The following is a 26,956-nucleotide window of genomic DNA, read 5'->3' on the forward strand; positions in this document are numbered from 1 at the left end:
CTTGTAGCAGCCGCCCGCTGCACTCACCCCACTTACTGGTAGCGGAGCGATTCCACAGGATTGAGCTTCGAGGCGCGGCGAGCAGGCCAGTAGCCAAAGATGAGTCCGATGCCAATGCAGATTCCCGAGGTAATCATCACGATGTTTGGCGTGATGATGGGCGTGATACCAGTTTCAAGCTGTATCATGCTGCCAAACGAGCCAGCCAATCCCCATGCTCCGGCGTAACCCAGGGCAATGCCAATCACGCCACCCATAATGCAAATCAAAATGGATTCGCACAGAAACTGCTTGGTGATGTCGGATGCGCGAGCGCCAAGAGCTTTACGCAGGCCAATCTCCCTAATACGCTCCGTCACGTTGGTGAGCATCATGTTCATGATGCCAATGCCGCCAACCAGAAGCGAAATACTTGCCGTAGCGGTAACCAGAACCTGGAACGACATCAGTGTGGCGTTCATCTGCTCAATGATGGACGAGAGCGTCATGACCGTTACGCGATCTTCTGCCTGCGCGGAAGGAATGTTAAACCAGTCCAACAACCAGGACTTTGTTTCATCCGCAAGCGCCTTCATGTCAACGTTTTCGCGAGCATAACCAAAGACCTGGCTGATGGTTTTGGTGCCCGTCAGGCGCGCGGAATACGTGGAGTAAGGCATGTAGGTCAGCAGCGTATCGCCTTGCCCGCCGCCGTTTGGACCACTGTCAACCACGCCCGCAATGGTGTAGCTGTCGTTGTTGATGCGAACAACCTGTCCAATGGAAGCATCTGCACTGCCAAAGAGTTTCTCGGCAGATAATTTGTCGAGAAGAACGTTTCTAGATGTGTCATCTACGTCGGACTTTGTGAAGAGCGAGCCCGCGGATGCCTTGAGGCCCATAACGGTGAAGTAGTCGGGCGTGCAGCCGATGATTCGCGCGTCAAACTGCTTCTCGGCCGAGTTGACTCGGGCCATGGTGGAGTCGATGCCGGTCACAAGCTCGTAGCCAGGTACACTGAGCTGCAGCATGTCAAGATCTTGCTGTGTGACCTCGCGGTCTGGCCACGCGTATATCATGACCATACGCGACTGGTTGAGGCCCAGCGAGCTGACCAGCGAATACTTTATGCCGTCGATAAGCGCCGTCATGGCAATAACCGCGCTGATGCCAATAACAATGCCCAGCACCGTCAACAAGCTACGGCCACGGTTGGCGTTGAGCGCAGACAGGGTTTCTCGCAGCAGATCCATCAGCCTCATAGTGCGCCACCTCCCGTCGCGGGTCGTGCGCCCGTCGCAGCGTGTACGCCCGGTGCAGCGTGTGCGCCCGTCGCAGCGTGTACGCCCGGTGCGGCATGTGCGCCCAATGCAGCACCCACGCCTGTTTCAACATGTGCGCCCGGTGCAGCATGCGCACCCATCGTGGACTGCGCGGCGTGTTGCTTCACAAACTCCTTTTCCTGCTCGTCGGTGAGCAGGCGACCGTCACGAATATGCACCACGCGGTCAGCCCAAAACGCGGTCTCGGGGTCGTGCGTAATCAGCACGATTGTCTTGCCGCGCTCTTGCATGGACTTGAACGTGTTGAGGACCATCTCACTGGTTGCGGAGTCCAGGTTACCCGTTGGCTCGTCGGCAAAAATGACCGCCGGGTCGTTTACCAGCGCGCGAGCAATAGCTACGCGCTGTACCTGACCACCGGAAAGCTCGTTTGATTTGTGCTCGTAGTACTCCTCAGGCAGGCCAACGGAGCGCAGCGCCTTCCAAGCTCGCAACTCTCGCTCTTTTGCGGGAATATCCGAGTAGATGAGCGGCAACATAACGTTTCGCAGTACCGTAGTGCGCGGTAGCAGGTTAAATGACTGGAAGACAAAGCCCAGACGCGTAGCGCGAATTTCCGCCAGGTCGTCGTCGGAAAGATCTGCAACCTCAAGACCCTCTAACTTGTACGAGCCGGAAGTAGGCGTATCCAGGCAACCCAAAATGTTCATCAGGGTTGATTTGCCTGAACCAGACGGACCCATGATGCAGAGAAACTCGCCCTTCTCCACAGTTAGCGAAACGCCACGTAAAGCGTGTGTCAAACCCGCAGCCGTCTCGTAAATGCGATGCAGCTTATGTACCTCAATTACCTTGGACATGCGCGTCGCCTACTTGGAGTCTTTGGAGCCTGTTGTGTCCGACGTTACGCTGGTCCCCGAGCCGGACGTCGCACCAGATGTTGCACCTGCGGGAGCGTCCATAGCCGCGCCTTGAGATGAGCCGCCAGCGCCGCCGCCAATCATCACCTCAGTACCGTCCTCAATGCCAGCACCCTCAATGACGGCCGTCGTAGAGCTTTGCGCCTTTACAGTCACTGACACGCGCTCTACCTGCGGATATCCCTTCTCGTCACGAGAAGTAACCACGTTGACGTAAGCTCCATCGCCGTCGTCCATAACGGCAACAAGAGGCACGGTCAGTACGTTGTCCATGTGCTGAATCATGATGTCCACGTTGGCGGTCATACCCGGCTTGATGGAGGAGTCAGGACTGCTAATAAGCAGGTCAACGGTGTAGGAAACAATGGATCGACCAGGGCTATCGTAACTTGCGCCTGCGTCGGCACCGTTGGAAGAAACAGCAGAAACGTGAGTAACGACCGCGTCGCAATACAGGTCTCGCAGAGCTGTAAAACTAACCTGAGCCTTCTGGTCAACGGCGATGCGAGAAATATCTACCTCGTTTATCTGGACGTTTACCTTCATCTGGGAAAGGTCCGCGATAGTAATCAGAGGACCGGCGTTGCCAGTGCCTGGCGCGGACGAGCCAACAGAAGCTCCGTTCACCGCGTTCATCACAATGACCGTTCCGTCGCACGGAGCGGTGACTACACGCTTATCTGCCTGGGCAATTGCATCGTTGTAAGCGGAGCGAGCCTCCTCAAGCGCAATCTGAGCGCTCTCCAGATTTGCCTCCGCCGCTTCCACAGCTGCAGCAACAGACGCAGCGTTTGCCTCCTGGCCGTCCTCGCCCGCCTCAGGGACACCGTTGCGTGCGGAAGCCAGGGCCGAACGAGCCTTGCTGACCTCGTTTTCGGCTGCTTTTACCTGCTGAGACGCCTTACGAACAGCCTTGTCCAGCTCGTCATTCTTGATGGTAAAGAGCTTGTCACCTTTATGAACGTACGTGCCTTCAGAAACTTGAACATCTTGAATAATGCCATCTACCTCGGGAGTTACCACGGTTGACGACACGGGCTTGATGGATCCAGACGCGGAAACAGAATCGCTGAACTCGCCGCGCGTGACAAACGTGGTGCTTGGCATCACGGTGGTGTTCTGGTTCTGGCCGCCCTGACACATAGGCAAAATAAACAGCGTAACGAGAAGAACAAAGACTCCAGCGGTTATTCCTGCCTTAATAAGCTTCTTTTTACGACGAGCTTTGCGGTGACGCGCCAGACTTTCGTATGCTTCACGAGCCTCAGCGTCTTCCTCACTTTCACCTGGAGAAATGACACCAATCTGCGAGCTTAAGTTAGCCGTCTGATCAGCAATTGTTGGTAACGTAGAGGCAAAGGCTGCCTGCTGATATCCCTCAGGAGGTGTGGGGATGTTAGGGGCTCCGGCGCCCGCACCAGCAGCATCCACAGCGCCAGCGGAACTCACGCCAGCAGCGCCCGTGCCTGCGTTGCCAGCAGCGCTCGCATTTCCCTCGTTGGCTTCTTGCTTTGAACCGTGGTTGAAGTGAAGCATAGGCCCCTCCGAAATCCATGCTTAAACACACAAGCAATCTCAGAAGAAATCGATTTGACCTTTTAGTTTATATAAAATTTTTCAGCAGAAGTTAGCTTGCTTGAACAACTACGGCGAGCGGTATAAAAGCAGCGGTCTGTGTCAGCGAGCCGCTCAAACACAAACGCGCAACCCTCGTAACTGTCCACCGTGTTTCTCGCCCTATTGCACCACAAGCTCAAAGTTGCCGTTTGATCGCTTAATGCTCCATTTTATAGATGTAGCGGAATCAATCAGCGAGAGATCGTGTGAGACCAGTAACAAAGCTCCTGGATATTCAGACAGTAAACGTTCAAGCGCTACGGTCGAACCAAGGTCTAAATAGTTAGTTGGCTCATCCATCACAACCAGCTCCGGTGACTCGAGTATTCCCAGCGCAAGCATAAGCTTTCTCATTTCACCTGGACTGGTTGACTCACCCGCAAGAACATAATCAGGATCTGAGTTAAGTTGTGCCACAATAGACAACACTCTTCCGCGTTGGGAGTTTGATAATCCTTTAATTTTTCTTAATGTCTCTTTTTTCTGCAGTTCAGTTGGTTCCTGAGGAATATATAACATTCGCACATCGTCAGAAATACTTGAAATAATATTTTTTATCAGCGTTGTTTTGCCACAGCCATTATCGCCAACAACACCAATATGATCCGTATTACCAATAAACAGCGGTGGAGTTTGTAGGTAGCTCTCTCCCATAAGAATGTCAGTAGGTTCCATCCTCAATAAAACTTTTCTCTTACTTGCTTCACTATCCAGCCAGATATTGGAATCGTATTGTTTCTCAACCTGAATACCTGTTGCTTTACCTGTTGCCTTCTCAAGTCTATCCAACATGCGAGCAGCAAGCTTCCCAGCTTTACCGTCTTGACCTGAAACTATATAGCCCCGCTTTTTTGCACGCGCATCACTGTCATGCTTATCAATGTTTCTTCCACTTTTACGAGCCTGAACTCTAGAAGCCTCTTCTCTGCGCCGTTGGGTTTCTCGCTCTATGCGAGCCTTCTCTTTTTGCGCAGCTTCCTTTGCGTGTATCGTGCTAGAACGTTCAAGCTCTACCTGCGACGATGCCTGGGAATAATTACCAGATTTCATGTTTGCCGTGCCATTAGCTACAAACAAACATTGAGTACAGAGCTTGTCCAGCAACTCCCTATCATGTGAAATAAGCACCCCGATACCCTTGAACTGCGACAAAGCTGCAAAAAGAGCATGTTTTGTTGACACATCCACATGATTAGTGGGCTCATCGAGCACAAGAACGTCAGGTGATGCCCATAAAGCACACGCTACCTGGAGTCGTTTCTGCTGACCGCACGAAAGCGTCTCAAAACGCCAAGGCCAATCTTCTTCTAACAAAAGCTCTCGCCTCAGCTTAATTGCCGCTTCATCATAGGCAACCGCAAAATCAAAAAGATTAGCTGGTGCCTCCGTTGCATTTTGAGCACAATATGCCGAGAAAAACGATGGGCTTACAACTCCCCTGTCAGGTTGCAATAGACCACATACGATACATGCGAGGGTTGTTTTACCAGATCCGTTATTACCAACAAAGCCGGTCCATCCCTGTGGGAGTGTAATAGTCACATCATGTAAGGTGGGCTCTACCGCTGATGGATAGGTATATTCAATATTTGAAAGATTAAGCTGCATGATACCTCGGTTCTGCCGAAGACCACGCGGAGTAGCATGCAATAATGCACAGGTAAATGGCTATAAATTAAGACATGATTAAGCAATACTACACCCGCGGTAGTGTCGTCAGCGACGTTACGTAAATTCGGGTTTTATGAGTATCGCTAGTTGTTCATGCACCTAATCCCTTCTCTTGCCAGCGCTTGCCAAAGGCTCCGGCAATTCAATTGAACTTATAGTAGCTTGCAAGACTTACGGTAACAAGAGATATTCTGCGGTCATCTTCCTAAGCAGAATCGTTATAGGCAAAAATCTAGCAAGCTTTTGCGAAAAACAGTCTACTTCTTGCCGATATCGGCAAAATCCAAAAACTGAATAACATAAAAAATACTGTCCACTGAAATGGACAGTATTTTAAATTGAGTATTTGCAACTCTTAGCACACAGGATTGCCGTACTCGCGCAACATAGCATCACGGTCAACAATCCACTGCTTACCATACTTACGAGCATCTACTCCTGGAACTATTTTGCCGTATGAAACAGCCTTACGCAAAGTGGACTCACTTAGGCCCCAAAGTTCGCTAGCATCTGAAAACGATATAAGCCCATCGAACGGCGTCGCAACTTCCGTTCCGTTCTCCCATAGCTCGTCGCAAGAGAGATCAAGGTCGTCGTTCCAGATAATACCGTAGCCGCCCTGATCAACTTCTACGTCTCTGAACAGCGATTCGTTATCCTCCAATGTCTTGAAGACCGGGAAACGATGCATAAGTGGAGCTACATCGTAGATTTTTGTAGTGCCGTTGGTAAACTGAACGCTTAACTTTAAGCTAGTCAGAGCGGAGACATCTTTTACCTTATGAAATTTCATAATCTGCCTCCTTTAGACGAGCGGATCGATCTTCTTAAATTCTTGCGTCTCCCACATATCAAGAAGCTCAGTTTGGTGAATCTCTATCCACTCTCGCACCATACTAGCAGCACGAAGCGGTAGGCTACCATCAATCTCCTCACCCGAATTACTATCAAAGACTGCAGAATCCTCATCCTAAATTGCATGGATATGAGGCAGATTGTGCTCTGAGCCCAAGAAATACATACGTATAACTATCCCGTAAAACCTTGTAAGTGTGGGTATCCGTATCTTTCCTTTTTGATAAGTATATCACGATAACGTGATATACTCCATAATTCATCCTTAACCATTACCACCTGCTATTGAACTGCCTCCCATTTCTTGGACACAGTTCACTACATACCTATTGTTTATGATGAGGCTTCGTCATCGCGAGAAGATGAGTTTCAAATTCGCATACCTCGTCGCAACAAAACCTCACTAATCTCATGCGCTCCTCAGAGATTGGCTCTTTTCCCGATTATGCGAACAGCGTCCATGGCATCCACCACTGAGACCGCGGAGGCATATGGATTCAGACGCGTATATGCGCTCCATATGCGGGCAATTTCATCGGAGCCTTCAATCTCTCGACTAACAAGCTCATAGTCTTTCATAATGTCTGAGGAACCGCGATGCTCCGAGGTGCGCTGTATAGCCTCACGCAGCGTCTCCCAGTCAATCGTCTGTTCGTACAGTCTTACGAGCGTGGCGAGATCGTACAAATCTCGAGCACGCGTGGTAGCGACACCACGCTTCACTACCGCCTCGAACTTCTCTGCGATACACGTCTCTAACGGGTACGACATCAAATGAATCAACCTTTCCCCAAACAGGGTGAGGAACTGGTATTCAATCTCCCTCGGGATGATGACATCACCCGTCGTGACATCAACCTTCAATGGCGTCCTCATACGCCCGAATGTCGCAGTTAGATGCGCACGCAATCCGCCGTAGTCGTCGTCCTTGCGGATGGGCTCTACTCGCTCGAACGCAAAGGTAATCCCATCTCCCAGGTTGATGGAACAAATATCTCGCATGGCAGCCGCAACTGTCTCTTCGCTCACTGTCAGAGCTCTAATAGTCGCGTCTAAATCCATGGTGGTACGCTGTGCGACACCCATCATCGAGGAAAGAAGCAACCCTCCCTTGATGACGAAGTGTTCACGGTACTGCGTCCTCTCTAGTCTCATAAGAAGGTGCTCGAAGAAATAGCGCTGCATAATCTCTTGGGCGGAAAGGCCGTGCTCCTTTGCCAGAGCCTTCGCTTTGCCTCTCAGGCTTGCATCGTTGAGGATTGTCATGACAGCACCTCCAAGTACATCTGAATCTCTGCAGTTGCGTTCATGATCTTTGCATAACGCATCAGCTGGGGCAAGTTCTTCTCGGGAGAGTCAAAGTACGCCTTCATGGCCTGTCCGAGAAGTTGGGTGTCAGCCTCGCCGTGTCTGCGTGCCATCACGAGGTCACAGATGCTGCGTTCGCGGTCATGAAGCAGCAGCGGTGTGCCCGCGGGAGACTCGCCTTGCACCACACCCAAACCATAGAGCCCCTTGCCCTCATGCGAAACAAGGCAGTTGGGAAACTCCCCTACTATGCCATCTTCCTTATATCCCCGGGGGAGCGAGACCTCGTACACACCCGGCACGATATCAGTCATGCCGTGGAGGTAAAGTGAGCTACTGCAGCGAAAGACGACCTTCGACCAGCGAAGCGAGATGACAGCGAAGTCATCTAGCGGTGTATCCGCGAGTGCAAAGACCCCACGGCTCTCCTTGACCGCTACGCCCTGGGAGACGAGCAGCTGCAACATGCTCGATGAGAAGCCCGCCTCACGTGCCTGTTTGGTGGTAACACGACCGGCGCTTTCATGCATGAACTTTATGAGGGCATCTTTCTTCGTTTTTTCCTCCAATGGTAAGACATACGACAATCATACTTATAATATAGTATAAATTGCCATAGTCTTAGATATGATTAGATAATTTAAAGCTTGCATGGGAGGGTGCAGAAAACATTTTAGGCGTGTTGATGTAGGCGCGCGTAGCTACACGGGAATTATTTGACATAAGCAAGCAGACGTTTTCTGCACACTTTTCACTGTGCTACCAAAGCGTTATCCCTTACATAGGTTCTTGCTCAGATAAAAGATTTTCTATGGTTGAACGAACTGCGGCTTGAACCGTTCTTCCGTTTGACTCGGTAACGAGGATTTTTCTTGCCGCTAACCGTATCACCTGCTGGCGATTGATATCTTCATGATTGACAATCTGAAACAACTGCTTATCTGCTTCTATTTCCAATATTTTCAATAAATTGTTTGGAGAAAAGTCTTCGAAGTAGATACTTTTATCAATTCGGAAATAGATCGGATCCCCAAGGTTTCTTCTTGGGGTCGTGTCCCGAAAAGTGGTGTAAGCAAGCACTTCAGGTGTTTAAAAGAAGTGCGGTTATTTCCTAAAATATAGTCACCACAACCAATTCAGAAAGGAAATAACCGCAATGCAAACTCTACACGAAACTGAGCTCTCCTACACCCAAGATCACAAATTAGATTTAAACGGTATGGCACGAACACTGCTTGAAGACTTAGTAAATACCGTAATGGTTGAACAAGTAGAAGAGCTTGGTTGTGTTCGCAATGGATACCGTGAGCGAAAGCTTGTAACCAAGTGAAGCCCTCATATTTAAAGTACCTAAGCTTCGTTTGATAGCGAAAAAGCCCGTAGATCATTCGCCGACCAGGTCCGCACTCGCATGACATGGCGTTACGGTTAACAATCCGCTGCTCCATCTGTCACCATATGCACAGCACAATATGGTTATGTAGATGGTCGGACACCTGACGACAACGACCAGAGCGAGGACAATCACTCCAAGTACCATGCTTGCGAAGCTAGCTACCGCAATATTGTCGATGCAGCAGCTGACTCAGGGTTTTGCGCTCAGCGCTCATAATTCGAGAGAATCATCCAGCCGGCCCCACGACATGCTGAAGTCATTCAGAGTTGTTATTTTCCTCTACCGAACTTGACAGCATCATCGTGCATCGTTCATACAAAAAAGGACCGTCATTTTCTCATTCAGCTATAAACGCTAACTTCTTTAGTCTCATCATTCTCAGTCTCATCATTCTCAGTCTCATCATTCTTGAAACATTCCTTGTAATTCAGCGGGTTGGTTAGTGGTCGAGAATCATTATTGGAGGATTCTGTTTGTTTGTGCTGCTCTTCTTGCTCAGAAACGGAGGGTTTTAGTCTCGATTTCAAAAATGTTACCAGTTTATAAAACCAAGTTACTACGTAATAAAACCAATATCGAGACAGCTTGCCATTTTCTCTTCTAATCCAACAGCGTCCAGCGGCATCCTCGAAAATGAATACATCAACTTTCCATTTCTCATCGTTGATGATCGGCCGTACTTTACCAATCGTTTCTTTAATTACAGACAGTTCCTCAGGATAGGTCCAAGGACGCTTATCGGGTTTGTTGTTATCAACAACAGCAAATGAGATGAACTCCCCGGGAACCAAGATGGGTTGAAGAAGGAGTGTCTTCACTGGCTTGTCTTTCCTACTACCTTTTTTCATTTTGTATGCTTCCCCATAAACAGCCAGATTTCTAATAGGGGTCTGCGATTGGTTGAGCAATATTATTCCAGCATGGTACTGTGGTTTATCTTCACGCGGAGGCTGCCCGAACTTATTGCCACTATTTCGCGAATCGTTTTCTTCCTTCTCGTCACAACGGTCATCGTCAACGCGCGCCCACCAAGCACTGATCTGCTCAGCCTGAGCTCTAATCTTCTCCTTATGGCCTCGATAGCCTTGAAAAAGCGCTATAGTCGAACCCATGACAGCCAATACTGGCGTTGCAATATCTTTGATAAACGACATCAAATCCATTAGACGCTCCAAAAAAACATTATCAATTCGAATATCGTTAGCGCTGTCCCCCGTCATTTGAAAAGGACTGCTTCCTCTATAGTAAAACATCATCATTCTGAACTGCCTCCCATTTCTTGGACATAAGAAATGGGAGGCAGTTCATACTCCAAGGAGTTTCTATTTCAGATGCTTTCATTGCTACTGCAGATAAAACAGTGCCTTATTTTCAACTGGCAGCGTCTACGTACAAAGACAAATACACTCTTTCAGTCCGTACCTATGCGAGTGGGAAAAGTTTTGATTTGCTTTGTTCTGTTGTGGACAATATCTGTAGTGCGCTTGAAAATTTATAGCAATTCTTCAGCTCAAGTTTTGCTTTATCCAACATTTTGATTACCTTTGCTGGACTTTCAGCCACAACTATTCGACCGTTACTGACTTTGCAAGGTTTCTTGGCTTATCAACGTCACAACCACGTGCAAGAGCCACGGAGCGCGCAAAAAGTTGAAAAGGTACCGAAGCAATGATTGGCGAGAAGGCATCTCTGACTTTAGGCACGTAGATGACATAGTCGGCATGCTTTTTGATTTCCTGATCACCTTCGGTCGCCACAGCAATAATCATGGCGCCGCGTGCTCGAGATTCTTGGATATTGGAGATCATCTTGTCGTATACCGGAGAGTTAGTTGCCACGGCAATGACAGGATAGCCTTTGGACAGAAGTGCAATGGGGCCATGCTTCATTTCTCCTGCAGCATATGCCTCAGCATGAAGATAGCTAATTTCCTTGAGTTTGAGGGCACCTTCGTAGCAAATAGCAGCTCCCATGCCACGACCAATGAACAAAGCATCATTGGCATCTTTGCAGGCCTGCGCGGCAATGTCGATAGCTTTTGTATCGCTGAGGACTTCTTCGACCTGCTCGGCGGTATCGGCAAGTTCTTTAAAGAGCAAGCGTATCTGAGCAATTGAGAGCTTTCCTTTTGCCTGCGCAAGAACCATAGCAAGAAGTGTTAGGCTCACAATTTGGCCAAGGAAAGATTTGGTTGAGGCAACGGCAATCTCCTTGTTAGCCTTAGTGTAGATAACACCGTCAGACTCACGGGCCACGGGACTACCAATAACGTTGGTGATACCAAAAACCTTAGCGCCTTTGATGCGGGCGTCGCGGATGGCAGCAAGAGTATCAGCGGTCTCACCGGACTGAGAAACAGCAACTACCAGCGTTGACGGAGTAATAATGGGGTTTCGATAACGAAATTCACTCGCAGCTTCAACTTCGACAGGTATGCGGGCCCAGCCTTCAATAAGCTGACGGGCGATAAGACCAGCGTGATAGCTAGTTCCGCAGGCAATGATATAAACGCGATCAATTAAACGGAGCTGTTCCAAGGACATACCCAGCTCATCAATGGAAAGTACGCCGTTGGTCAGACGTCCTGCAAGGGTATCGCGGATAACACGTGGCTGCTCATGGATTTCTTTGAGCATGAAATCGGGGTAGCCGCCCTTCTCGACAACATCAACATCCCAATCAACATGCATGACTTTAGGTTGAATGGGATTTCCATCAGCATCGGTATAGCTGATGCCATCGGGCTCCATAACAGCAAACTCGTTGTCACCAAGAACAGTGACATCTCGGGAGGCTTCGATAACCGCAATGATGTCAGATGCAACGTAGCTGCCCTTCTCGCCATGTGCAAGGACAATGGGAGAATCTTTGCGAGTGACTACAATACGACCAGGTTCCTGAGAGCATATAACAGCAAGGCCATAGGTTCCTACAATTTGCGAGCATGCCTTGGCAACAGCATCGCGAAGGTTGCCTCTGTAGGCTTCTTCAATAAGGTGAGAAACGACTTCAGTATCGGTATCGCTGCGGAATTTGTGCCCCCGAGCCTCAAGCTGCTCACGGAGTTCGGCAAAGTTCTCGATGATGCCGTTGTGTACGACGGCAATTTGATTGTCACAAGAGGTATGTGGGTGGGCGTTGCGCTCACTTGGAGCGCCGTGCGTTGCCCAACGGGTATGTCCGATGCCACAGGGGCTTGCATTATTGAGGTACTCCACCGCTTCAGCTAATCCCGCAACTTTTCCTACGCGATGTACGACCGTAAGTTCTTCGTTGGTTGTGTTTTGCAAAGCAATACCGGCAGAATCATACCCACGGTATTCGAGACGTTTAAGACCTTCAATGAGGACATCTTTTGCACTTTGGTGTCCGGTAAAACCAACGATGCCGCACATATATAAACTCCAATCGTGTGCTTCTGGGAGTGTCACAGAAACGATTAGTTTTAATCAACCCACTCTATTTTAGCGAGTTATATAGGCGAACTTGTATGGTATTAAAAAGGCAGTTGGCAAATGCTTATCAGAAAGCGAATAGTAGCTACGTGATTCAAACGGGACATAATGATACAAATGGGCTATTGACTGAGTTTCTGTGTGTCTATCCTTTATAAGTTAGATAGAGCTAACCGAAAGGAGACGCATTATGTCTGAAACACCCTCAGTCAAGAAAAAAGGATTGCAACCGAAGGACCTTATAAACATCGGTATCTTCACCGCTCTCTACTTCATAATCATCATGGCTGTGGCAATGCTGGGCTACGTTCCTATATTCATTCCATTGCTCTCCGTCATCTGCCCGCTTATCGGAGGCATTCCGTACATGCTCTATATCACAAAAGTAAGGCATTTCGGAATGGTTTTCATCATGGGAACCATCCTCGGACTCCTTATGGGTCTCGGTGGCATGGGCGTATATGCCTTTATTACAGGGCCAGTATGTGGTCTTCTCGCCGACCTTGTCCTCAGAAGCGGTAACTATAACAGCGCAGGACGCGCCATAATTTCACACGGAGTCCTGAGCGTATGGTTGATAGGCAACTATATTCCCATCGTCATGAATCGCGCGAGCTACTTCGCAGGTATCGCCTCTGGCTACGGACAGGAATATGCCAACGCCCTCTCCAGCTACATTCCTGACTGGAGCCTTCTACCTCTTGCTCTTGCTGCATTTGTCGCAGGGTGTATCGGAGCCGTCATCGGCAAGAAACTCCTCCACAAGCACTTTGAGCGAGCCGGCATCGCATAATGAAAAAGGGGCTGTTCCTCTCAACTGCTAATAACCGAGGGCTCGTGCTTGATCCCCGTACTAAAGTGCTTGCCACACTCGTCGTCTCAACAATTATGCTTGGGTCTTATAACGTGGGGCCTCTCCTCGTGATTAAGCCGCTGCTTATTGCAACACCTTTCATCATGCTAGCCCTCTCTCACCATTTCAGCTCAGCAATCACCTACCTCACGTTATACGGGGTTGCGAGCGCTGTGGCAGCAATCGCAGAATCATGCCTCACTGGAGTTGCTCTTTTTGTCACGCTGGGTATCTCGGGAATCGTGAGGCAGTTTGCCCCAGGTATTGCCATGGGAACCTGGCTAGTCACAACCACGTCAGTGAGTGAGTTCATGGCAGCATGCGACCGTATGCACATGCCTCAGGCAGTAGAAATTCCCTTTGTCGTAATGCTTCGATACTTCCCAGCGATAGCCGACGACTACCGACAGATAGCTGCTGCTATACGCATGCGCAGCAGCAAGACGTTCAGAAACCCTATCTCCGCCATCGAGAATTACCTGGTACCGCTGCTTGTCTCGGCAGTGCGAGGCGGTGAAGACCTCTCTGCTTCGGCTCTTGTGCGAGGGCTCGGTGGACCAACAGCTCGCACAAACATAAACGAAGCGCGCATGCGTGTACGAGACTGGATAGTAATCGCCTTTCTCGCCATAGCCACTATCTGCGCGGTAATCACGCCATTGCTCTACTACTAGGATTGAAATGATCGAGATAAAAAATGCATGCTACTGCTATCAGGCAAGCGAGAAAAACAGCCTCTCCGAGGTCAACCTTAACGTAGCCCCTGGTGAAGTAGTCTGCCTGACGGGTGCCTCAGGATCTGGAAAGACAACCCTAACAAGGCTCGTCAATGGCCTCATCCCCCATTATTATGAGGGGAAACTCTCGGGGAAGATTGAGGTCTGTGGTCTTACACCTTCCAACCACGAGCTTTGGGAACTAGCACCAAAGGTCGGTTCAGTCTTCCAGAATCCTAAGACTCAATTCTTCTGTTTAGACACAACCGGTGAACTGGCATTTGCATGTGAGAACCAAGGAATAGCACCTGACAAGATACGCACACGTTTAAAGGACGTCGCCAACGCGCTGGAGCTCACAGATCTTATCGACCGCAGCTGCCTCTCACTTTCTGGTGGAGAAAAACAACGCGTTGCCTGTGGCTCGGCCACTATGCTTGACCCGGATGTTCTTGTCCTTGACGAGCCATCCTCCAACCTTGACTTCGCTTCCATAGGACTTCTCCGAAAGATTGTTGCAAAATGGAAAGCTGAGGGCCGCACTGTGCTCATCTCCGAGCATCGACTCCATTGGTTGGAGGGCATCGCCGATCGCATTATTGTGATGCGCTCAGGCAGTGTGGAACGCGAGATTGACTCCAAGCAATTCTATGCATCCACTGCTGCCGAGGCGCGAGCGCTTGGTCTGCGCGCACCAACCTTTGCAGCTATTGCAGCTGAACAGTGCTGCGCACGGGGCGAGAAGAACGAGTTTGTAGACATACGGGATATGGACTACCACTACCCGCAATCGAGCCGCGGCATCAACGTTTCTCGCATCGCCTTCAGGCGAGGAGGTGTCACTGCCATCATCGGAAGCAATGGTGCTGGAAAGTCTACCTTCGCACGCTGCATCTGCGGTCTTGTGAGCGGTTGCAAAGGGACCAAAGATGTTGGAGAAGGTCCTAGCCCATTCTCAAGCAAACCAAAGAACGGCTACTTGGTTATGCAGGACGTAAGCCACCAGCTCTTCCGAGAGAGCGTATTTGATGAGGTACTCGACTCCACGAGTCGTGCTGACGAGCACCTTACCCGTACTATACTTGCATCGTTGGACTTAACTGAACTGGCACAACGCCATCCGCTGTCGCTTTCAGGAGGCCAAATGCAACGCGTTGCCCTCGCTACAGCACTTGCATCAGGTCGTGACCTACTCGTACTTGACGAACCTACCAGTGGACTTGACCTTGCCCATATGGAACAGGTTGCTGCAAGCGTTACCGCAGCAGCAGCGGAAGGACGAGCTGTCGTGGTTGTAACACATGATCCTGAGTTCATCAGAGCATGTTGCACCGACTTTGCCCGCATGGAAGACGGATCGTTTGTAGACCAAGGCGCGCTCGACGATGCGGGCTGGTCAAAGGTACTGTCATTTTTTGAGAACACTCTTCAGAGAAACGAAGGGGATTGGAGACACGATGGACATTGCTAACTATGCTGACATGGGTGGCAACGTCCGTCGCGTGACGCACGATACAGATCATTCTGTATGGAGGGCGGAAGGTACTGACGGACAGGGCATCATGACAATGCACGACGTCATGCCTGGAATTACTCTCATGTTCAATGACTTTACAAGCGTATGGAACCTTGAGTCGGGCTTTAAGCTTACCCCAGGATCACGCATGCTCTGCCTGAACTATTGTCGAGAAGGAAGAATTGAGTGGGAGTCCGGGACTGACTCATGCCTGTACCTTGACGTAGGTGATCTTGGCATTGACGATCACGCAAGACATGAAAGTCTCTTTCGGTTTCCGTTTGGACACTACCGTGGTGTCACCGTCTGTCTTGATCCCGACATAGCAGATAAATCGCTGCAATCAATGTTTCCCGAGGGCTTTCCTGTAAGTGTTAAGCAGCTCTACGAGAGGTTCTGTTCAGGCGATGAACCAAGCGTGCTCCGTAGCGGACCGTCGGTCGAGCATATTTTCTGCGAGATATACAACGCTCATGACCGCTTTAGAGATGCTTACCTAAAACTCAAGATTATGGAGCTTCTCTTGTTTCTCGGCAGTAATATTCCTGAAGGCGGACGCATTGGACAGTACGGTCTCACACGCGCACAGGTTGATAAGGTAAAGGAAATAGAACGAGCTATAACCTCTGATCTTTCTTCCCATAAAACACTCAAAGAGCTCTCGGAAGAGTTCGAGTTTCCCTATGCCAGCATGCAGCGGTGGTTCAAGGAGGTTTATGGCACCAGTGTGCACGTATACCTCACACGCTATCGCATGGCACAAGCTGCGACGCTCCTCCGGACAACCTCCAAGCCAATTGGTGAGGTGGCATTTGAAGTCGGATATACCAATGCCTCAAAATTTGCTTCCACATTCCGTAATGTCGTTGGCATGGCACCTGGCGATTACCGTGAAAGCGCTGGACAAGAAAGATAATCCACCCGCATAGATACACTTGGAGCTTGCCGCGACAATCGGGCTTTTCTCATGCAACGAGCTATAAATACAATTTGCTCATACTCGTCGTTTGGGAGGACCCATGGACCCTAGCAAAAAGAAAAAGAGCAGTTGGATACGGCAGCTTGCTTTATTTACACGCGGACAGCGTCTAAAACTTGGAGCCTCGCTGTTATGTGCTGTGGTAGGTGTTGTTGGAGGCATTGTTCCCTTTTTTGCCGCCTACAAGTTGATTGCGCTCTCATTATCAGGCACCCTTGCCATCAGTGAAGTTGGACACTGGGCGCTCATTGCCCTTCTCGGAGTGGCAGTTCAGACAATAGGCTATCTAGCCTCAACATCGACATCACACAGCGTTGCCTACCATACGCTTGAAAACTTGCGAAACGCCGCTTGCAAACATCTTGCTGCATGCTCCCTCGGCGATGTTCAATCAGCGCCTTCTGGAGCACTTAAGAAAATAATCATTGACGATATTGAGCAAATGGAGCTACCCATTGCCCACGTTATCCCGGAATTTACCAGCAATGTGCTTCTTCTCATCTTGTGTTTTGCAATCGTGTGTTCAATTGATATCCGGCTGGCTCTCTCTATGCTCATCGCACCAGCCTTGTCAATTGTGCCCCTTTCGCTCCTTTTTAAAAACTTTGAACGAGACTATGCAGCGTACTGGACAGCAAGTGAGCGCGTTAACTCAACACTCGTCGAATACATCGATGGCATCGAAGTCATCAAGACTTTCAATCAAGCCGACTCCTCGTATGCTCGCTTTCGTAACGATATCTCTGAATTTGAGAAATTAACACTTGCCTGGTATAGGTCTGCTCGTATCCCCATGAACGCCATGTTTGCAATACTTCCAACGCTCCTTCTGGGTGTTGTACCAGTTGGATGCATTCTTGTAGCTTCGGGCAGTATCGACGTAGCTCAGATGGCTCTTGCATGTATGTTATCAATCGGCGTCATTGGTCCTCTCACTAAAATTACGCAGTACACCAATATGTTTAAGGAAATCGAGAAGGTAATGGACAGCGTTAGTAAGCTGTTAGAAATGAAACCCTTGCCCGAAGCCTCCTCTCCCGCAATCATCACGTCCCACGATATCTCATTCAAGAACGTCCGATTCTCATATTCCAACGAAGAAGTGCTCCACGGAATCTCTCTTGAAGTGCCTGAAGGTACCTCGTGTGCTCTGGTGGGACCAAGTGGTTCTGGAAAGTCAACAATGGCCAAACTCATTGCTCGATTCTGGGATGCAGGATCAGGAACAATCCGTATCGGGGAAACTGACGTTCGCGATATACCACTTGATCAGCTAGCTGGTCTTGTAAGCTTTGTGACTCAAGACAATTTCCTCTTTGATCGAACAATCTTTGAGAACGTAAGGCTCGGACGTGAGGGTGCAACTGACGCCGAGGTAGAGCGCGCACTTGCCGCTGCGCACTGTGAAGAGTTGGCAGATAAGCTTGCAAATGGATTTGAAACCCTTTCCGGAGAAGCCGGAGGAGCTCTTTCGGGTGGAGAACGCCAGCGCATCTCTATCGCGCGCGCCTATCTAAAAGACGCGCCGATTCTTGTGCTTGATGAGGCAACTGCGTTCATAGACCCCGAGAGTGAGGAGCTCATTCAACAGGCGCTTTCAGAACTTGCACGTGGAAAGACGCTGATTGTAATCGCACACAGAATCTCAACGGTACGTAATTTTGACAAGATAGTAGTCATGGATTCCGGAAACATCGTCGCTGAGGGAACACATACGGACCTCCTCGGCTCAAGTGACCTCTATCACCGCATGTGGGAAGCACATATCTCCAATGGAACTCATGAAGTGAGAAAGGGGTAGCGTAATGTTTAGTGCGCTTATGAAAGTGGTGCGTTGGACGGGCAATAAGAAAACGCGAATCCTCTTTGGCTTTGCATACTCTTTTCTTATCTCACTTGTTTCAGCAGCACCTATCGCTATTGCCGCCTGGGCCATGTGCGGGTTTCTCGGCTTATCATATGGCGAGAAACCCGATCTAAAAATTGCACTTACGGCTGGACTGGCCATTATTGCTTCGATTTCGCTACGCGCAGCACTTATGTGGTTAAGAGCACGAGCCGAGGAAACCGTAGCTGCAGAACGTTCCAACGAGGTGCGTTTACGTATCGGAGAAGCGCTGAAACGCGTCCCTCTTGGTTACTTTGACAATCACCCATCAGGAGAAATTCTCTCGGCACTCACAACCGAGCTGTCATTTGTGGAAATCCATGGTATGCGCATGGTAGATATGCTTGGCAACGGATACATAACCGCAGCTGCAATGGTGGCGTTTCTCGCCTTCATGGATCTGCGGGCCTGTATCCTTGCATTGGCTGCGATTGCGGTAGCAACGGTGGTACTGGAGCTGATGTTCAAAAATTCCGCGCGTTTGTCGCCCGCACAAAATGATGCACGCGAGGATATGGCTCAAGCAACGTTGGAATACATCCACGGTATGCCCGTTGTTAAGAGTTACCGGCAGGTAGATGCTGCTGTTTCAGCAGTACGCTCTGCATACGCACGTTCTAGAAATGTAAATCTCAAAACCGAGCTTGCTTTCCAACCCTTCAACGCCTTGCTTCTCTTTGTGACACGCAGTGCTTCGATTGGCGTCATTGTTATCGTATGTATCTCTTTCCTGAACGGCACGATATCTCTTCTTACCTTCTGCACGCTAGTGATGTTCTCCTTTATGCTGTTCCAATCAATCGAGGCTTGTGGCGATGCTGCCTACGTAATTGGACACATTGGAGAAGTTATCGACCGTCTTGACGCTATCGAATCCGCACCTGCAATCGATGACAATTGCAAAGCTGTAAAACTTGAACATCACAACCTTGAGATGCATGACGTCTCATTTGCTTACGGAGATGGACCTCTTGTACTTAACGGAATGTCTCTGACTATTCCCGAGGGAACAACTGCAGCTCTTGTTGGAGGAAGTGGTTCAGGTAAGACAACTGCTGCCAAGCTGTTTGCACGTTTCTACGATGCAACAGGTGGCTCCGTATGCATAGGAGGCCACGATGTACTCGAGCTTTCGTGCGACAGTATTCTTGCCGACTTCTCCATGGTTTTCCAAGACGTCTATCTTATGGATGACACAATTGAGCGTAATATTGCCCTAAGCAGGCCTGATGCACAGTTTGAAGAAATTGTAGAAGCGGCAAAGGCCGCACGCTGCGATGAGTTCATAAAAGCTCTGCCCGAGGGCTATAAGACAAAAGTTGGAGAAGGTGGAGCGCGACTATCTGGAGGCGAGAGACAGCGTATCTCAATTGCTCGCGCAATTTTGAAAGATGCGCCTATTGTTGTTCTTGATGAGGCAACAGCAAACGTTGACCCAGAAAATGAAGCCGAGATTCAGGCTGCCCTTACACAGCTCTGCAAGGGAAAAACTGTGCTTGAAATTGCGCATCGACTCTCAACAATTGAGGAAGCTGACCAGATCTTCTTCCTTAAAGATGGACGTGTTGCAGAACAGGGCACCCATGAGGAGCTTATCTCGCACAGCGGTCCCTACCATGACTTTGTTGAAGCTCGCTCGCGTATTGAAGGCTGGCAAATTTCTAAAAAGATCAGTTAAACCTACTTATCACCGTACGCGATTCGGAAGTAATCCAGCGTTGCTTTGAATCTATCCTGAGCCGTAAGACACGTATCAAGAAGATAGCCGTTCTCCTTGTCCCACTTAGAGAGTCCGCGATAGTAGAAAGACTTCATATCATCAGAAATGACAAACGGAACAACGTCGTGAGCGAGGCATTCTTTGAGCATGATCAACCTGCCGACACGCCCATTGCCGTCTTGGAATGGATGAATGCGCTCAAAGCGAACATGGTAATCAACAATGTCTTCAAAGGAATGGGAGCTGTTTGAGTTATAAGCCTTTAACAGCAACTTCATCTCTTTAGCAACATTTTCTGGAAGAGTGGTTTCTCGCCCACCGACCTCATTTGGTAGGTGTTTGTAATCTCCAACAGCAAACCAGTCCTGTACAGAATCTGTAGTTCCCGTTTTAAGAATACGGTGAAGTTCTTTAATGGTGACCTCTGTAAGAGGGTCTTTTGCATGTTCAATCACATAATCGATAGCGCGGAAGTGGTTCTGAGTTTCTACAATGTCATCAATATGAACAGGATTTCCTTCAACGCCGATAGTAGCCGTTTCAAAAATCATGCGTGTCTGATCGAGGGAGAGCTTGCTTCCCTCAATGTGATTAGAGTTATAGGTAAGCTCGACCTGGAGCTTATGGTAAATACCGCCCTTTATTTTTGAGACCTTTTCTTCAATCAAGCGCGAAAGCAGCGGACTTATTGACGATGTTTTAGCATTTTTTCGAGAAGGTTTTACTGCATCGGCTGGAATGTTCCAAGTTTTTCCCACGAGAAAAGCGCCTGGCACGCGACCTGTTGCACAGTAATTACGAACGCTTCTCTCAGATATGCCCCAGAGCTCAGCAATCTCTGCTGCAGAAAGAAATCCCATTGAGCTTCACCCCCCCTATCGGCAAAAACTGGTGAGATAATTATAGCAAAGGAGGCTATTTATTGCCGATACCGGCAATATTCAAAACTACAGCTATCTCCAATCATACTTGCAATCATTGCAATGAAACTTGGGGTCATCTACACATACAACGCAGCCTCCTAAAACGACACGACCTTTTTCAATATCACGCTCTAATTGATCGTCCAGCAGTCGTAAACCCCAAAGATATTTAGCAACATTTGTGCTGTTACATTTAGGACATACGGGGCTATCTGAACTCTGCTTTTCCATTAGTACTCCCATCTCACGATGTCTACTAAAAGACCACACGTTTATAGAAATACCAGTCTACGTAATGACATAAAAAATACTGTCCACTGAAATGGACAGTATTTGAGGTTGTATATTTGTAGTTCTTAGGACATAGGATTGCCGTACTCACGAATCATAGCATCACGGTCAACAATCCACTGCTTACCATACTTACGAGCATCCACTCCTGGAACTATTTTGCCGTACGCAACAGCCTTACGCAGAGTTGACTCGCTTAAACCCCAGAGTTCGCTAGCATCTGTAAACGATATAAGCCCATCGAACGGCGTCGCAACTTCCGTTCCGTTCTCCCATAGCTCGTCGCAAGAGAGATCAAGGTCGTCGTTCCAGATAATACCGTAGCCGCCCTGATCAACTTCTACGTCTCTGAACAGCGATTCGTTATCCTCCAATGTCTTGAAGACCGGGAAACGATGCATAAGTGGAGCTACATCGTAGATTTTTGTAGTGCCGTTAGTAAATTGAACACTCAACTTTAAGCCAGCCAGGGCAGAGACATCTTTTACCTTATGAAATTTCATAATCTGTCTCCTTTAGACAAGCGGATCGATTTTCTTAAATTCTTGCGTCTCCCACATTTCAAGAAGCTCAGTTTGGTGAATCTCTATCCACTCGCGCACCATACCAGCAGCACGAAGCGACAGACTCCCATCAATCTCCTAGCCCAAATTACTATCAAAGGCTGCAGTATCATCACCGTAAATTGCATGTATATGCAGCAGATTGTATTTTGAGCCCAAGAAATACATGTGTATAACTATCCCGTAAAACCATGCAGGTGTGGGTATATGCATCCTCTCTTTTAATAAAGATATCACGATAACGTGATATCACCCATAACCCTTTATTAATAAAAAACTCCTCGCAACGTGATCGAGGAGTTGATTAAAACTGGAACTAAAAAGTCTCTCTGATGGATCTTATTCCCACTCGGTGGTTATAGTTTTGCCGTCTCGTCACTCCAGTTGCATCCAGTTTTCGGCGGCATCTCGAAGTGAGTGCCGCTGAATGACGCGACGTCGCGTTTCATCGGCTTCGGGGACAAAAGCTGGGACAACTTCAAAAACCATTTTCAAACTCAGAGTATTGAGTTTTTATTTTTGTCCCAAGGGGCACGGAGAGCCGCCTTTGGAGGCTCGATATCGCCGAAAAACGCCCGTTTTGAAACTCAACCGCCTTTGAGCCTGCAAACCACCAGCTTCAACAGTAAGTGAGTCGACGCGGGTGGCTTACGAGCCGTTCACAAAACCGCAGGCCACAGGTCTTTGTCAACGATAAGCAAAGTGAATAGTCTCAGGTGGCTTGCCCATGAGTTGGCGTAAGCCTGTTTAGCAAAAGGCTAATCGGACACGACAGGCCGCCCGCATGGCGACGGCGTTTCCCGTGCGGGCACAAACAGCCCTGCGTGCCCTGTCGCGCGATATCCCAATGCGACGTTCAGAACCCTACCCGCCAAGCAGCCACCTCGCGAAATTCAGCACGAGCACGCCCTCCCGGGTATGGGGCTCATGCCTCGTGCGAGTGATGAGAATCTTCGGGAATGCATCCCCGATGGATAGAATCGGCGCAATCTCCCTCTCGAGCGTCGAATCGGCGCCGATATCGTCGCTCACATACACTTTCCTTCCCGGTTTCGAAACTTGGAAGGCAGTATGCGCAAGGATGCGTCGAGGTGCGATCCCAGTCGTACCATGCCAGCAGAGATGTCGAGGCACATTCGTTCATGCTGCAATGCGGGCATCGGAGATGAAAAACAGCCCGTCGGGTAGTCATGGGCGTGCGGGAGCCCGCATCAGTAACCTGCCTCCTCGGTTGTCCCTTCTTTGCATGGTCGTCTACATAAAGGAGGAACCAGCCATGCAGATCAGCATGCTTGCCCTTCTTGGGTCACGGACCGGGGAGGCGAGGGCCTCCGTCGGGACCGCCCCGAGCAACCGGCATATCCAAGGAATGACAAGGCTCGATCGCTGTGCTGGTCAGGATGCCGAAGCGGGCCGTCCGCCAATCGGAATGCGGGTCAGGATGCTGCAACGTGATTCCAGCTGCAGGATACGGCTCCTTTGCGGTTGCCGCAAAACCTGCTGGCAACATTCTTACTATCCGAATGATGTACGCATCCCTTGGGATCGTTTCGCCTGACCAGGGCCATCTTCAGCGCCTCATCGGCCAGCTCGGCAGGCGCCTCTTTCACGCGTAATAGCCCTGGCGGGTCACCTATGCAACCAAAGATACAAAAGGAATCGAATGGCCAGAGAGGATTGCCCTTTCCGATGGTCGATTCTTGACAGGCAAACTCAAGCCTCGTTAATATTACATGGTTTGCCAGACCGAATTAACAAAGGAGGGGTGTCGTGGTTGGTCTTTTCCGCACGTGGATGAGCGCCTAGAAAGCGGCGCTGTTGTGGCGTCGCGTTGTTTTTCTGCACGCCATTTCACGATTGGACATAACCATGATATTTGAAACCTCTCGGCGCAGGTCTGTTTCGCTGTGCCATTCATGGCAATTTAAGATTTGTTTCGTATGGGGCGGGGAGCTCGTGTCGACATTGACGAGCTTGATTCTCCAAATGGGTCTCATTTGGCATATCGCCCTCACGACAGAATCATCTTCCCTCCTCTCCCTGGCATCGTTAGCAGGCTTTCTGCCGATTGCTTTGTTCGGAGTCCTTGCGGGCGCCGTTGTCGACAGGCTGCCTTTGAAACGTGTTCTCATCGGCGCCGACCTCTTCGTTGCCGCGGTGGGCGCCGCCTTGGCGATTGCCTCGTTGGCCGGCAGCTTACCTGCGTGGTCAATACTCATCGCCCTGTTTCTCCGCGCAGCTGGCACTTCGTTCTACACGCCGGCCTCCCAATCCCTCACGCCCCATCTCGCCCCGCCAGAGCATCTCGTTCGCCTATCGGGAGTGATGCAGGCGATTCAGTCCGCCGGATACATTCTTGGCGCCGCGCTCGCGGCAGTGATTTATCCTGTGGCGGGCATTACCGCCATGATTGCCCTCGACGTGCTGGGGGCGCTTTTCGCTTCTCTAGCTGTCCTCGCCGCTCAGATAGACGCAGGAGGACTCGACGAAGCCGACCGCAGCTCGTCCTTTTCCAATAAAGTTCGAGAACTTTTCTCTGAGATTTCGGACGGCTACAAGCTGATCAGGGGATACAGGGGGCTGTTCGCCCTTCTTTGGTGCGGGTTCGTCTTCGCTTTCGCGTTCTCCCCACTCGCGGCATTGTTCCCAATAATGACCTTGGGACATTTTGGCGGTAGCACGGGGGATGCTGCTTTGGTGGAGGTCCTTTTCTCCGCAGGCATGCTGGCTGGGTCCGGCATTTTGGCGGCCACGGGAGGGTTCCGCAATAGGTCGCTCACCATGGTCGCCGCGATCGCCGGCTTCGGCGTCGTCGCAATCGCATCCGGATTGATCGGCCCGTCGCTGTTCGCCGTTTTCCTACCGGCGAGCTTTCTTATGGGCGCATGCTCCCCGTTGTACGCGGGAACCCAGACTGCCCTTATGCAGGAGCAGATACCTCCTGAGTACCTAGGCCGCGTTTTCGGCCTCTACGGAACCATCATGGCGTGGGCCATGCCCATGGGCCTCGCGGCCCCCTCCGTTTTTGCGGATCTGCTTGGAGCTCCGTTATGGTTCGTCGGCTCTGGAGCGACCATGGTACTGCTTGCGATGGCTATGCTGCTTGCTCCGAGCGTCCGAAACGCGGGGAAAAGAGATACCGGGCAGATTCAATAGCCCAAGTATTCGAAAAAAAGAGGCAGCAGCCATCGGTTCAAGCGTCAGCCTTCAAGCCCTTGCGACGACGAGGTATTGCACCGACATTCCGCATCGCGCTCCTTATTCGTCGCCAACTATCATTTTCGGATTTGCCGGCTTGCGCAAGGTCAAAACGCTCGCGCCGGCAATTGGGCAAAGGCGAAAAATCGACGTGAGCAATCTTTTTTGGCATGGCTGCGCTTCCAGTAAAACGCTAATACACAAAAGGCGGTTCAACCTATGGAACTCATAGTCAAAGCTAAAGACATCTTTTTGGAATATGCCGGCCGCGATATCCTAGATATCGAAGAGTTGGAAATCTACTCCTACGATCGCATCGGCTTGGTGGGAGACAATGGCGCAGGCAAAACCAGCCTGCTTAAAATTCTGAGCGGCAATCTTACCATTGCGGACGCCGACGTCAGGCGCTTCGGCAGCATTGCCCTCATCGGCCAACTCGATGAACTCGACCTTGATGCGGCTCAGGACAGTGGTGAGATGCTCTCCCGTCTCAACGTCGCCGGAGTGGCGCAGGAGACGATGAGCGGCGGGGAGGAAACACGCGCCAAGATTGCCTCTGCACTCTCCCAGCATGCAAGCGCGATCTTCGCCGACGAGCCTACGAGCCACCTCGACCAAGACGGCATCCGCCTTCTCGTCGGACAACTCAAGGCATTTGATGGGGCTCTGCTCATCGTGAGCCATGACCGTCATTTTCTCGACCAGGTGGTAGACAAGATCTGGGAGCTCAAAGACGGCGGTATTTCCGAATTCTGGGGTGACTACTCCGACTATCTGCGACAGAAAGAAGAAGAGCGCAAAGCTCAGGCGACTCGATACGAAGAGGCGATGCGCGAGCGCGATCGCCTCGAAGCCGCCATCGAAAAACAACGGAAAAAAGCACGGCAGGTCGACGCCAAGCGGAAGGCTGCGAAAAAAAGCAACGAGTATGCAGGTCGATTGGGGCATCAGAAAGCAACCGGCACCAAACAGAAGAGGATGTACCAGGCGGCTAAGGACATGGAGAAGCGCCTCGAAGCGCTCGAAGGGATTGAGGCCCCAGATAGCATTCGCGCCGTGCGGTTCCGCCAGAGCAAGGCCCTGGAACTGCATAGTAAATTTCCCATCTCGGCAGACGATTTCAGCTTGAGCTTCGGCAACTGCATGCTCTATGACCACGCGAAATTCGAGATACCGCTCGGTGCCAAAGTGGCCATCACCGGTGGCAACGGTACAGGAAAGACCAGCCTGCTGAAGGCAATCGCTCGACGCGCCGACGGTATCAACATCTCTCCCAAGGCAGAGATCGGTTACTTCGAGCAAACAGGCTACAAGTTCGACGCCCGTCAGTCTGCGATCTCGTTCATGCAGGATGGTTGCGAGTACAGCATGACCGAAATTCGAGGCATCCTCGCCTCTATGGGAATCGGACCGCGCGACCTGACAAAGGACGTTGGCGTTCTCTCGGGAGGCGAAGTCATCAAGCTGCTACTCGCGAAGATGCTGCTGGGCAGATACAACATCTTGCTCATGGACGAGCCTGGAAATTACCTGGACATCAAGAGCGCCGAAGCCCTCGAGCAGATGATGAGCGCCTATGCCGGAACGATAGTGTTCGTCTCCCACGATAAGAGGCTGGTCGAGAACGTCGCAGACATTGTCTACGAAATAAAGGACACCAAGCTAGTCAAAATCTTTCAGCGCGAATAGCCCTAAATGAGCAAGAAATAATCCCCGAACGGAGACAAGGGAGTAAAACGGCAAAGAAAGAGCCTCCGTCCCAACGCAGGGATGAACTGCGTCCCAAAACTTGGACGAATTTAATAAAGAGCTAGGCCTCCAAGGA

General features: G+C 50.2%; 23 protein-coding genes and 2 pseudogenes. 9 read left to right on the top strand and 16 right to left on the bottom strand.

Going from position 1 to position 26,956, the window contains the following annotated elements; all coding sequences use genetic code 11:
- Window positions 1-32 precede the first annotated feature (32 nt).
- The 9 genes and pseudogenes from RWJ96_RS04880 to RWJ96_RS04915 all read right to left on the bottom strand — a co-directional run bounded on the left by RWJ96_RS04880 (window position 33) and on the right by RWJ96_RS04915 (window position 8,590).
- Window positions 33-1,241: an ABC transporter permease gene (locus RWJ96_RS04880; RefSeq protein WP_314019245.1), complete on the bottom strand. Its 1,209-nt coding sequence runs from the start codon at window positions 1,239-1,241 to the stop codon at window positions 33-35.
- A gap of 164 nt (window positions 1,242-1,405) precedes the next feature.
- Window positions 1,406-2,122, bottom strand: a pseudogene (locus RWJ96_RS04885) (ABC transporter ATP-binding protein); the annotation flags it as partial.
- 9 nt (window positions 2,123-2,131) lie between these two features.
- A complete protein-coding gene (locus RWJ96_RS04890; protein ID WP_314019247.1) occupies window positions 2,132-3,718 on the bottom strand; it encodes an efflux RND transporter periplasmic adaptor subunit in 1,587 nt (528 codons plus the stop codon).
- Window positions 3,719-3,919: 201 nt separating this feature from the next.
- Window positions 3,920-5,407 carry an ATP-binding cassette domain-containing protein gene (locus RWJ96_RS04895; RefSeq protein WP_314019249.1) on the bottom strand — a complete coding sequence of 496 codons (1,488 nt, stop codon included), beginning with the start codon at window positions 5,405-5,407 and terminating at the stop codon, window positions 3,920-3,922.
- Between the two features lie 418 nt (window positions 5,408-5,825).
- Window positions 5,826-6,263: a DUF2442 domain-containing protein gene (locus tag RWJ96_RS04900; RefSeq protein WP_314007597.1), complete on the bottom strand. Its 438-nt coding sequence runs from the start codon at window positions 6,261-6,263 to the stop codon at window positions 5,826-5,828.
- A gap of 12 nt (window positions 6,264-6,275) precedes the next feature.
- Window positions 6,276-6,425, bottom strand: a pseudogene (locus tag RWJ96_RS06870) (DUF4160 domain-containing protein); the annotation flags it as partial.
- Window positions 6,426-6,745: 320 nt separating this feature from the next.
- Complete coding sequence (locus RWJ96_RS04905) at window positions 6,746-7,591, bottom strand: nucleotidyl transferase AbiEii/AbiGii toxin family protein (protein WP_314019250.1); 846 nt, start codon at window positions 7,589-7,591, stop codon at window positions 6,746-6,748.
- The gene (locus RWJ96_RS04910; protein ID WP_314019252.1) at window positions 7,588-7,926 is read right to left on the bottom strand and encodes a hypothetical protein; all 339 of its coding nucleotides are present in this window, start codon (window positions 7,924-7,926) and stop codon (window positions 7,588-7,590) included. Before RWJ96_RS04910 ends, RWJ96_RS04905 begins: the two co-directional genes overlap by 4 nt.
- 484 nt (window positions 7,927-8,410) lie before the next feature.
- Window positions 8,411-8,590 carry a hypothetical protein gene (locus tag RWJ96_RS04915; RefSeq protein ID WP_314019254.1) on the bottom strand — a complete coding sequence of 60 codons (180 nt, stop codon included), beginning with the start codon at window positions 8,588-8,590 and terminating at the stop codon, window positions 8,411-8,413.
- Window positions 8,591-8,789: 199 nt separating this feature from the next.
- Between RWJ96_RS04915 and RWJ96_RS04920 the strand changes: the two genes are divergently transcribed.
- Window positions 8,790-8,963 carry a hypothetical protein gene (locus RWJ96_RS04920; protein ID WP_314019256.1) on the top strand — a complete coding sequence of 58 codons (174 nt, stop codon included), beginning with the start codon at window positions 8,790-8,792 and terminating at the stop codon, window positions 8,961-8,963.
- A gap of 407 nt (window positions 8,964-9,370) precedes the next feature.
- Here the strand turns inward: RWJ96_RS04920 and RWJ96_RS04925 are convergent, their stop codons facing one another.
- Window positions 9,371-10,192: a hypothetical protein gene (locus tag RWJ96_RS04925; protein WP_314019258.1), complete on the bottom strand. Its 822-nt coding sequence runs from the start codon at window positions 10,190-10,192 to the stop codon at window positions 9,371-9,373.
- A 402-nt stretch (window positions 10,193-10,594) separates the two neighbouring features.
- On the bottom strand, window positions 10,595-12,424 hold the full coding sequence (gene glmS / locus RWJ96_RS04930) for a glutamine--fructose-6-phosphate transaminase (isomerizing) (protein ID WP_035428624.1): 1,830 nt from the start codon (window positions 12,422-12,424) through the stop codon (window positions 10,595-10,597).
- Between the two features lie 250 nt (window positions 12,425-12,674).
- Between glmS and RWJ96_RS04935 the strand changes: the two genes are divergently transcribed.
- The 6 genes from RWJ96_RS04935 (at window position 12,675) to RWJ96_RS04960 (ending at window position 20,114) form a co-directional block, all read left to right on the top strand.
- Window positions 12,675-13,277 carry an MptD family putative ECF transporter S component gene (locus RWJ96_RS04935; RefSeq protein WP_314019261.1) on the top strand — a complete coding sequence of 201 codons (603 nt, stop codon included), beginning with the start codon at window positions 12,675-12,677 and terminating at the stop codon, window positions 13,275-13,277.
- On the top strand, window positions 13,277-14,011 hold the full coding sequence (locus tag RWJ96_RS04940) for an energy-coupling factor transporter transmembrane component T (protein ID WP_314019262.1): 735 nt from the start codon (window positions 13,277-13,279) through the stop codon (window positions 14,009-14,011). The genes RWJ96_RS04935 and RWJ96_RS04940 overlap by 1 nt, the downstream gene beginning before the upstream one ends.
- A gap of 7 nt (window positions 14,012-14,018) precedes the next feature.
- Window positions 14,019-15,524: an ABC transporter ATP-binding protein gene (locus RWJ96_RS04945; protein WP_314019263.1), complete on the top strand. Its 1,506-nt coding sequence runs from the start codon at window positions 14,019-14,021 to the stop codon at window positions 15,522-15,524.
- Window positions 15,511-16,485: an AraC family transcriptional regulator gene (locus tag RWJ96_RS04950; protein ID WP_314019264.1), complete on the top strand. Its 975-nt coding sequence runs from the start codon at window positions 15,511-15,513 to the stop codon at window positions 16,483-16,485. Before RWJ96_RS04945 ends, RWJ96_RS04950 begins: the two co-directional genes overlap by 14 nt.
- Before the next feature lie 103 nt (window positions 16,486-16,588).
- Window positions 16,589-18,349 carry an ABC transporter ATP-binding protein gene (locus RWJ96_RS04955; protein ID WP_314019266.1) on the top strand — a complete coding sequence of 587 codons (1,761 nt, stop codon included), beginning with the start codon at window positions 16,589-16,591 and terminating at the stop codon, window positions 18,347-18,349.
- Between the two features lie 4 nt (window positions 18,350-18,353).
- Complete coding sequence (locus tag RWJ96_RS04960; RefSeq protein WP_314019268.1) at window positions 18,354-20,114, top strand: ABC transporter ATP-binding protein; 1,761 nt, start codon at window positions 18,354-18,356, stop codon at window positions 20,112-20,114.
- Between the two features lie 2 nt (window positions 20,115-20,116).
- Here RWJ96_RS04960 and RWJ96_RS04965 read toward each other — a convergent pair whose 3' ends face one another.
- From RWJ96_RS04965 to RWJ96_RS04980, 5 genes are all read right to left on the bottom strand, one after another.
- Window positions 20,117-21,016: a Fic family protein gene (locus RWJ96_RS04965; RefSeq protein WP_314019270.1), complete on the bottom strand. Its 900-nt coding sequence runs from the start codon at window positions 21,014-21,016 to the stop codon at window positions 20,117-20,119.
- 93 nt (window positions 21,017-21,109) lie between these two features.
- Window positions 21,110-21,310 carry a hypothetical protein gene (locus tag RWJ96_RS04970; RefSeq protein WP_314019272.1) on the bottom strand — a complete coding sequence of 67 codons (201 nt, stop codon included), beginning with the start codon at window positions 21,308-21,310 and terminating at the stop codon, window positions 21,110-21,112.
- A 125-nt stretch (window positions 21,311-21,435) separates the two neighbouring features.
- The gene (locus RWJ96_RS04975; protein ID WP_314019273.1) at window positions 21,436-21,873 is read right to left on the bottom strand and encodes a DUF2442 domain-containing protein; all 438 of its coding nucleotides are present in this window, start codon (window positions 21,871-21,873) and stop codon (window positions 21,436-21,438) included.
- Between the two features lie 12 nt (window positions 21,874-21,885).
- Window positions 21,886-22,008 carry a DUF4160 domain-containing protein gene (locus RWJ96_RS06875; protein ID WP_396427213.1) on the bottom strand — a complete coding sequence of 41 codons (123 nt, stop codon included), beginning with the start codon at window positions 22,006-22,008 and terminating at the stop codon, window positions 21,886-21,888.
- A 789-nt stretch (window positions 22,009-22,797) separates the two neighbouring features.
- The gene (locus RWJ96_RS04980; RefSeq protein WP_157966984.1) at window positions 22,798-22,965 is read right to left on the bottom strand and encodes a hypothetical protein; all 168 of its coding nucleotides are present in this window, start codon (window positions 22,963-22,965) and stop codon (window positions 22,798-22,800) included.
- An 837-nt stretch (window positions 22,966-23,802) separates the two neighbouring features.
- Here RWJ96_RS04980 and RWJ96_RS04985 point away from each other — a divergent pair.
- Window positions 23,803-25,089 carry an MFS transporter gene (locus RWJ96_RS04985; RefSeq protein ID WP_314019274.1) on the top strand — a complete coding sequence of 429 codons (1,287 nt, stop codon included), beginning with the start codon at window positions 23,803-23,805 and terminating at the stop codon, window positions 25,087-25,089.
- Window positions 25,090-25,350: 261 nt separating this feature from the next.
- Window positions 25,351-26,820, top strand: coding sequence for a ribosomal protection-like ABC-F family protein (gene abc-f / locus RWJ96_RS04990; RefSeq protein WP_005987409.1), 1,470 nt, complete (start codon window positions 25,351-25,353; stop codon window positions 26,818-26,820).
- The last annotated feature ends 136 nt before the right edge of the window (window positions 26,821-26,956 follow it).

This window comes from Lancefieldella parvula, from assembly GCF_963547875.1.
Lineage (GTDB): Bacteria > Actinomycetota > Coriobacteriia > Coriobacteriales > Atopobiaceae > Lancefieldella > Lancefieldella parvula_D.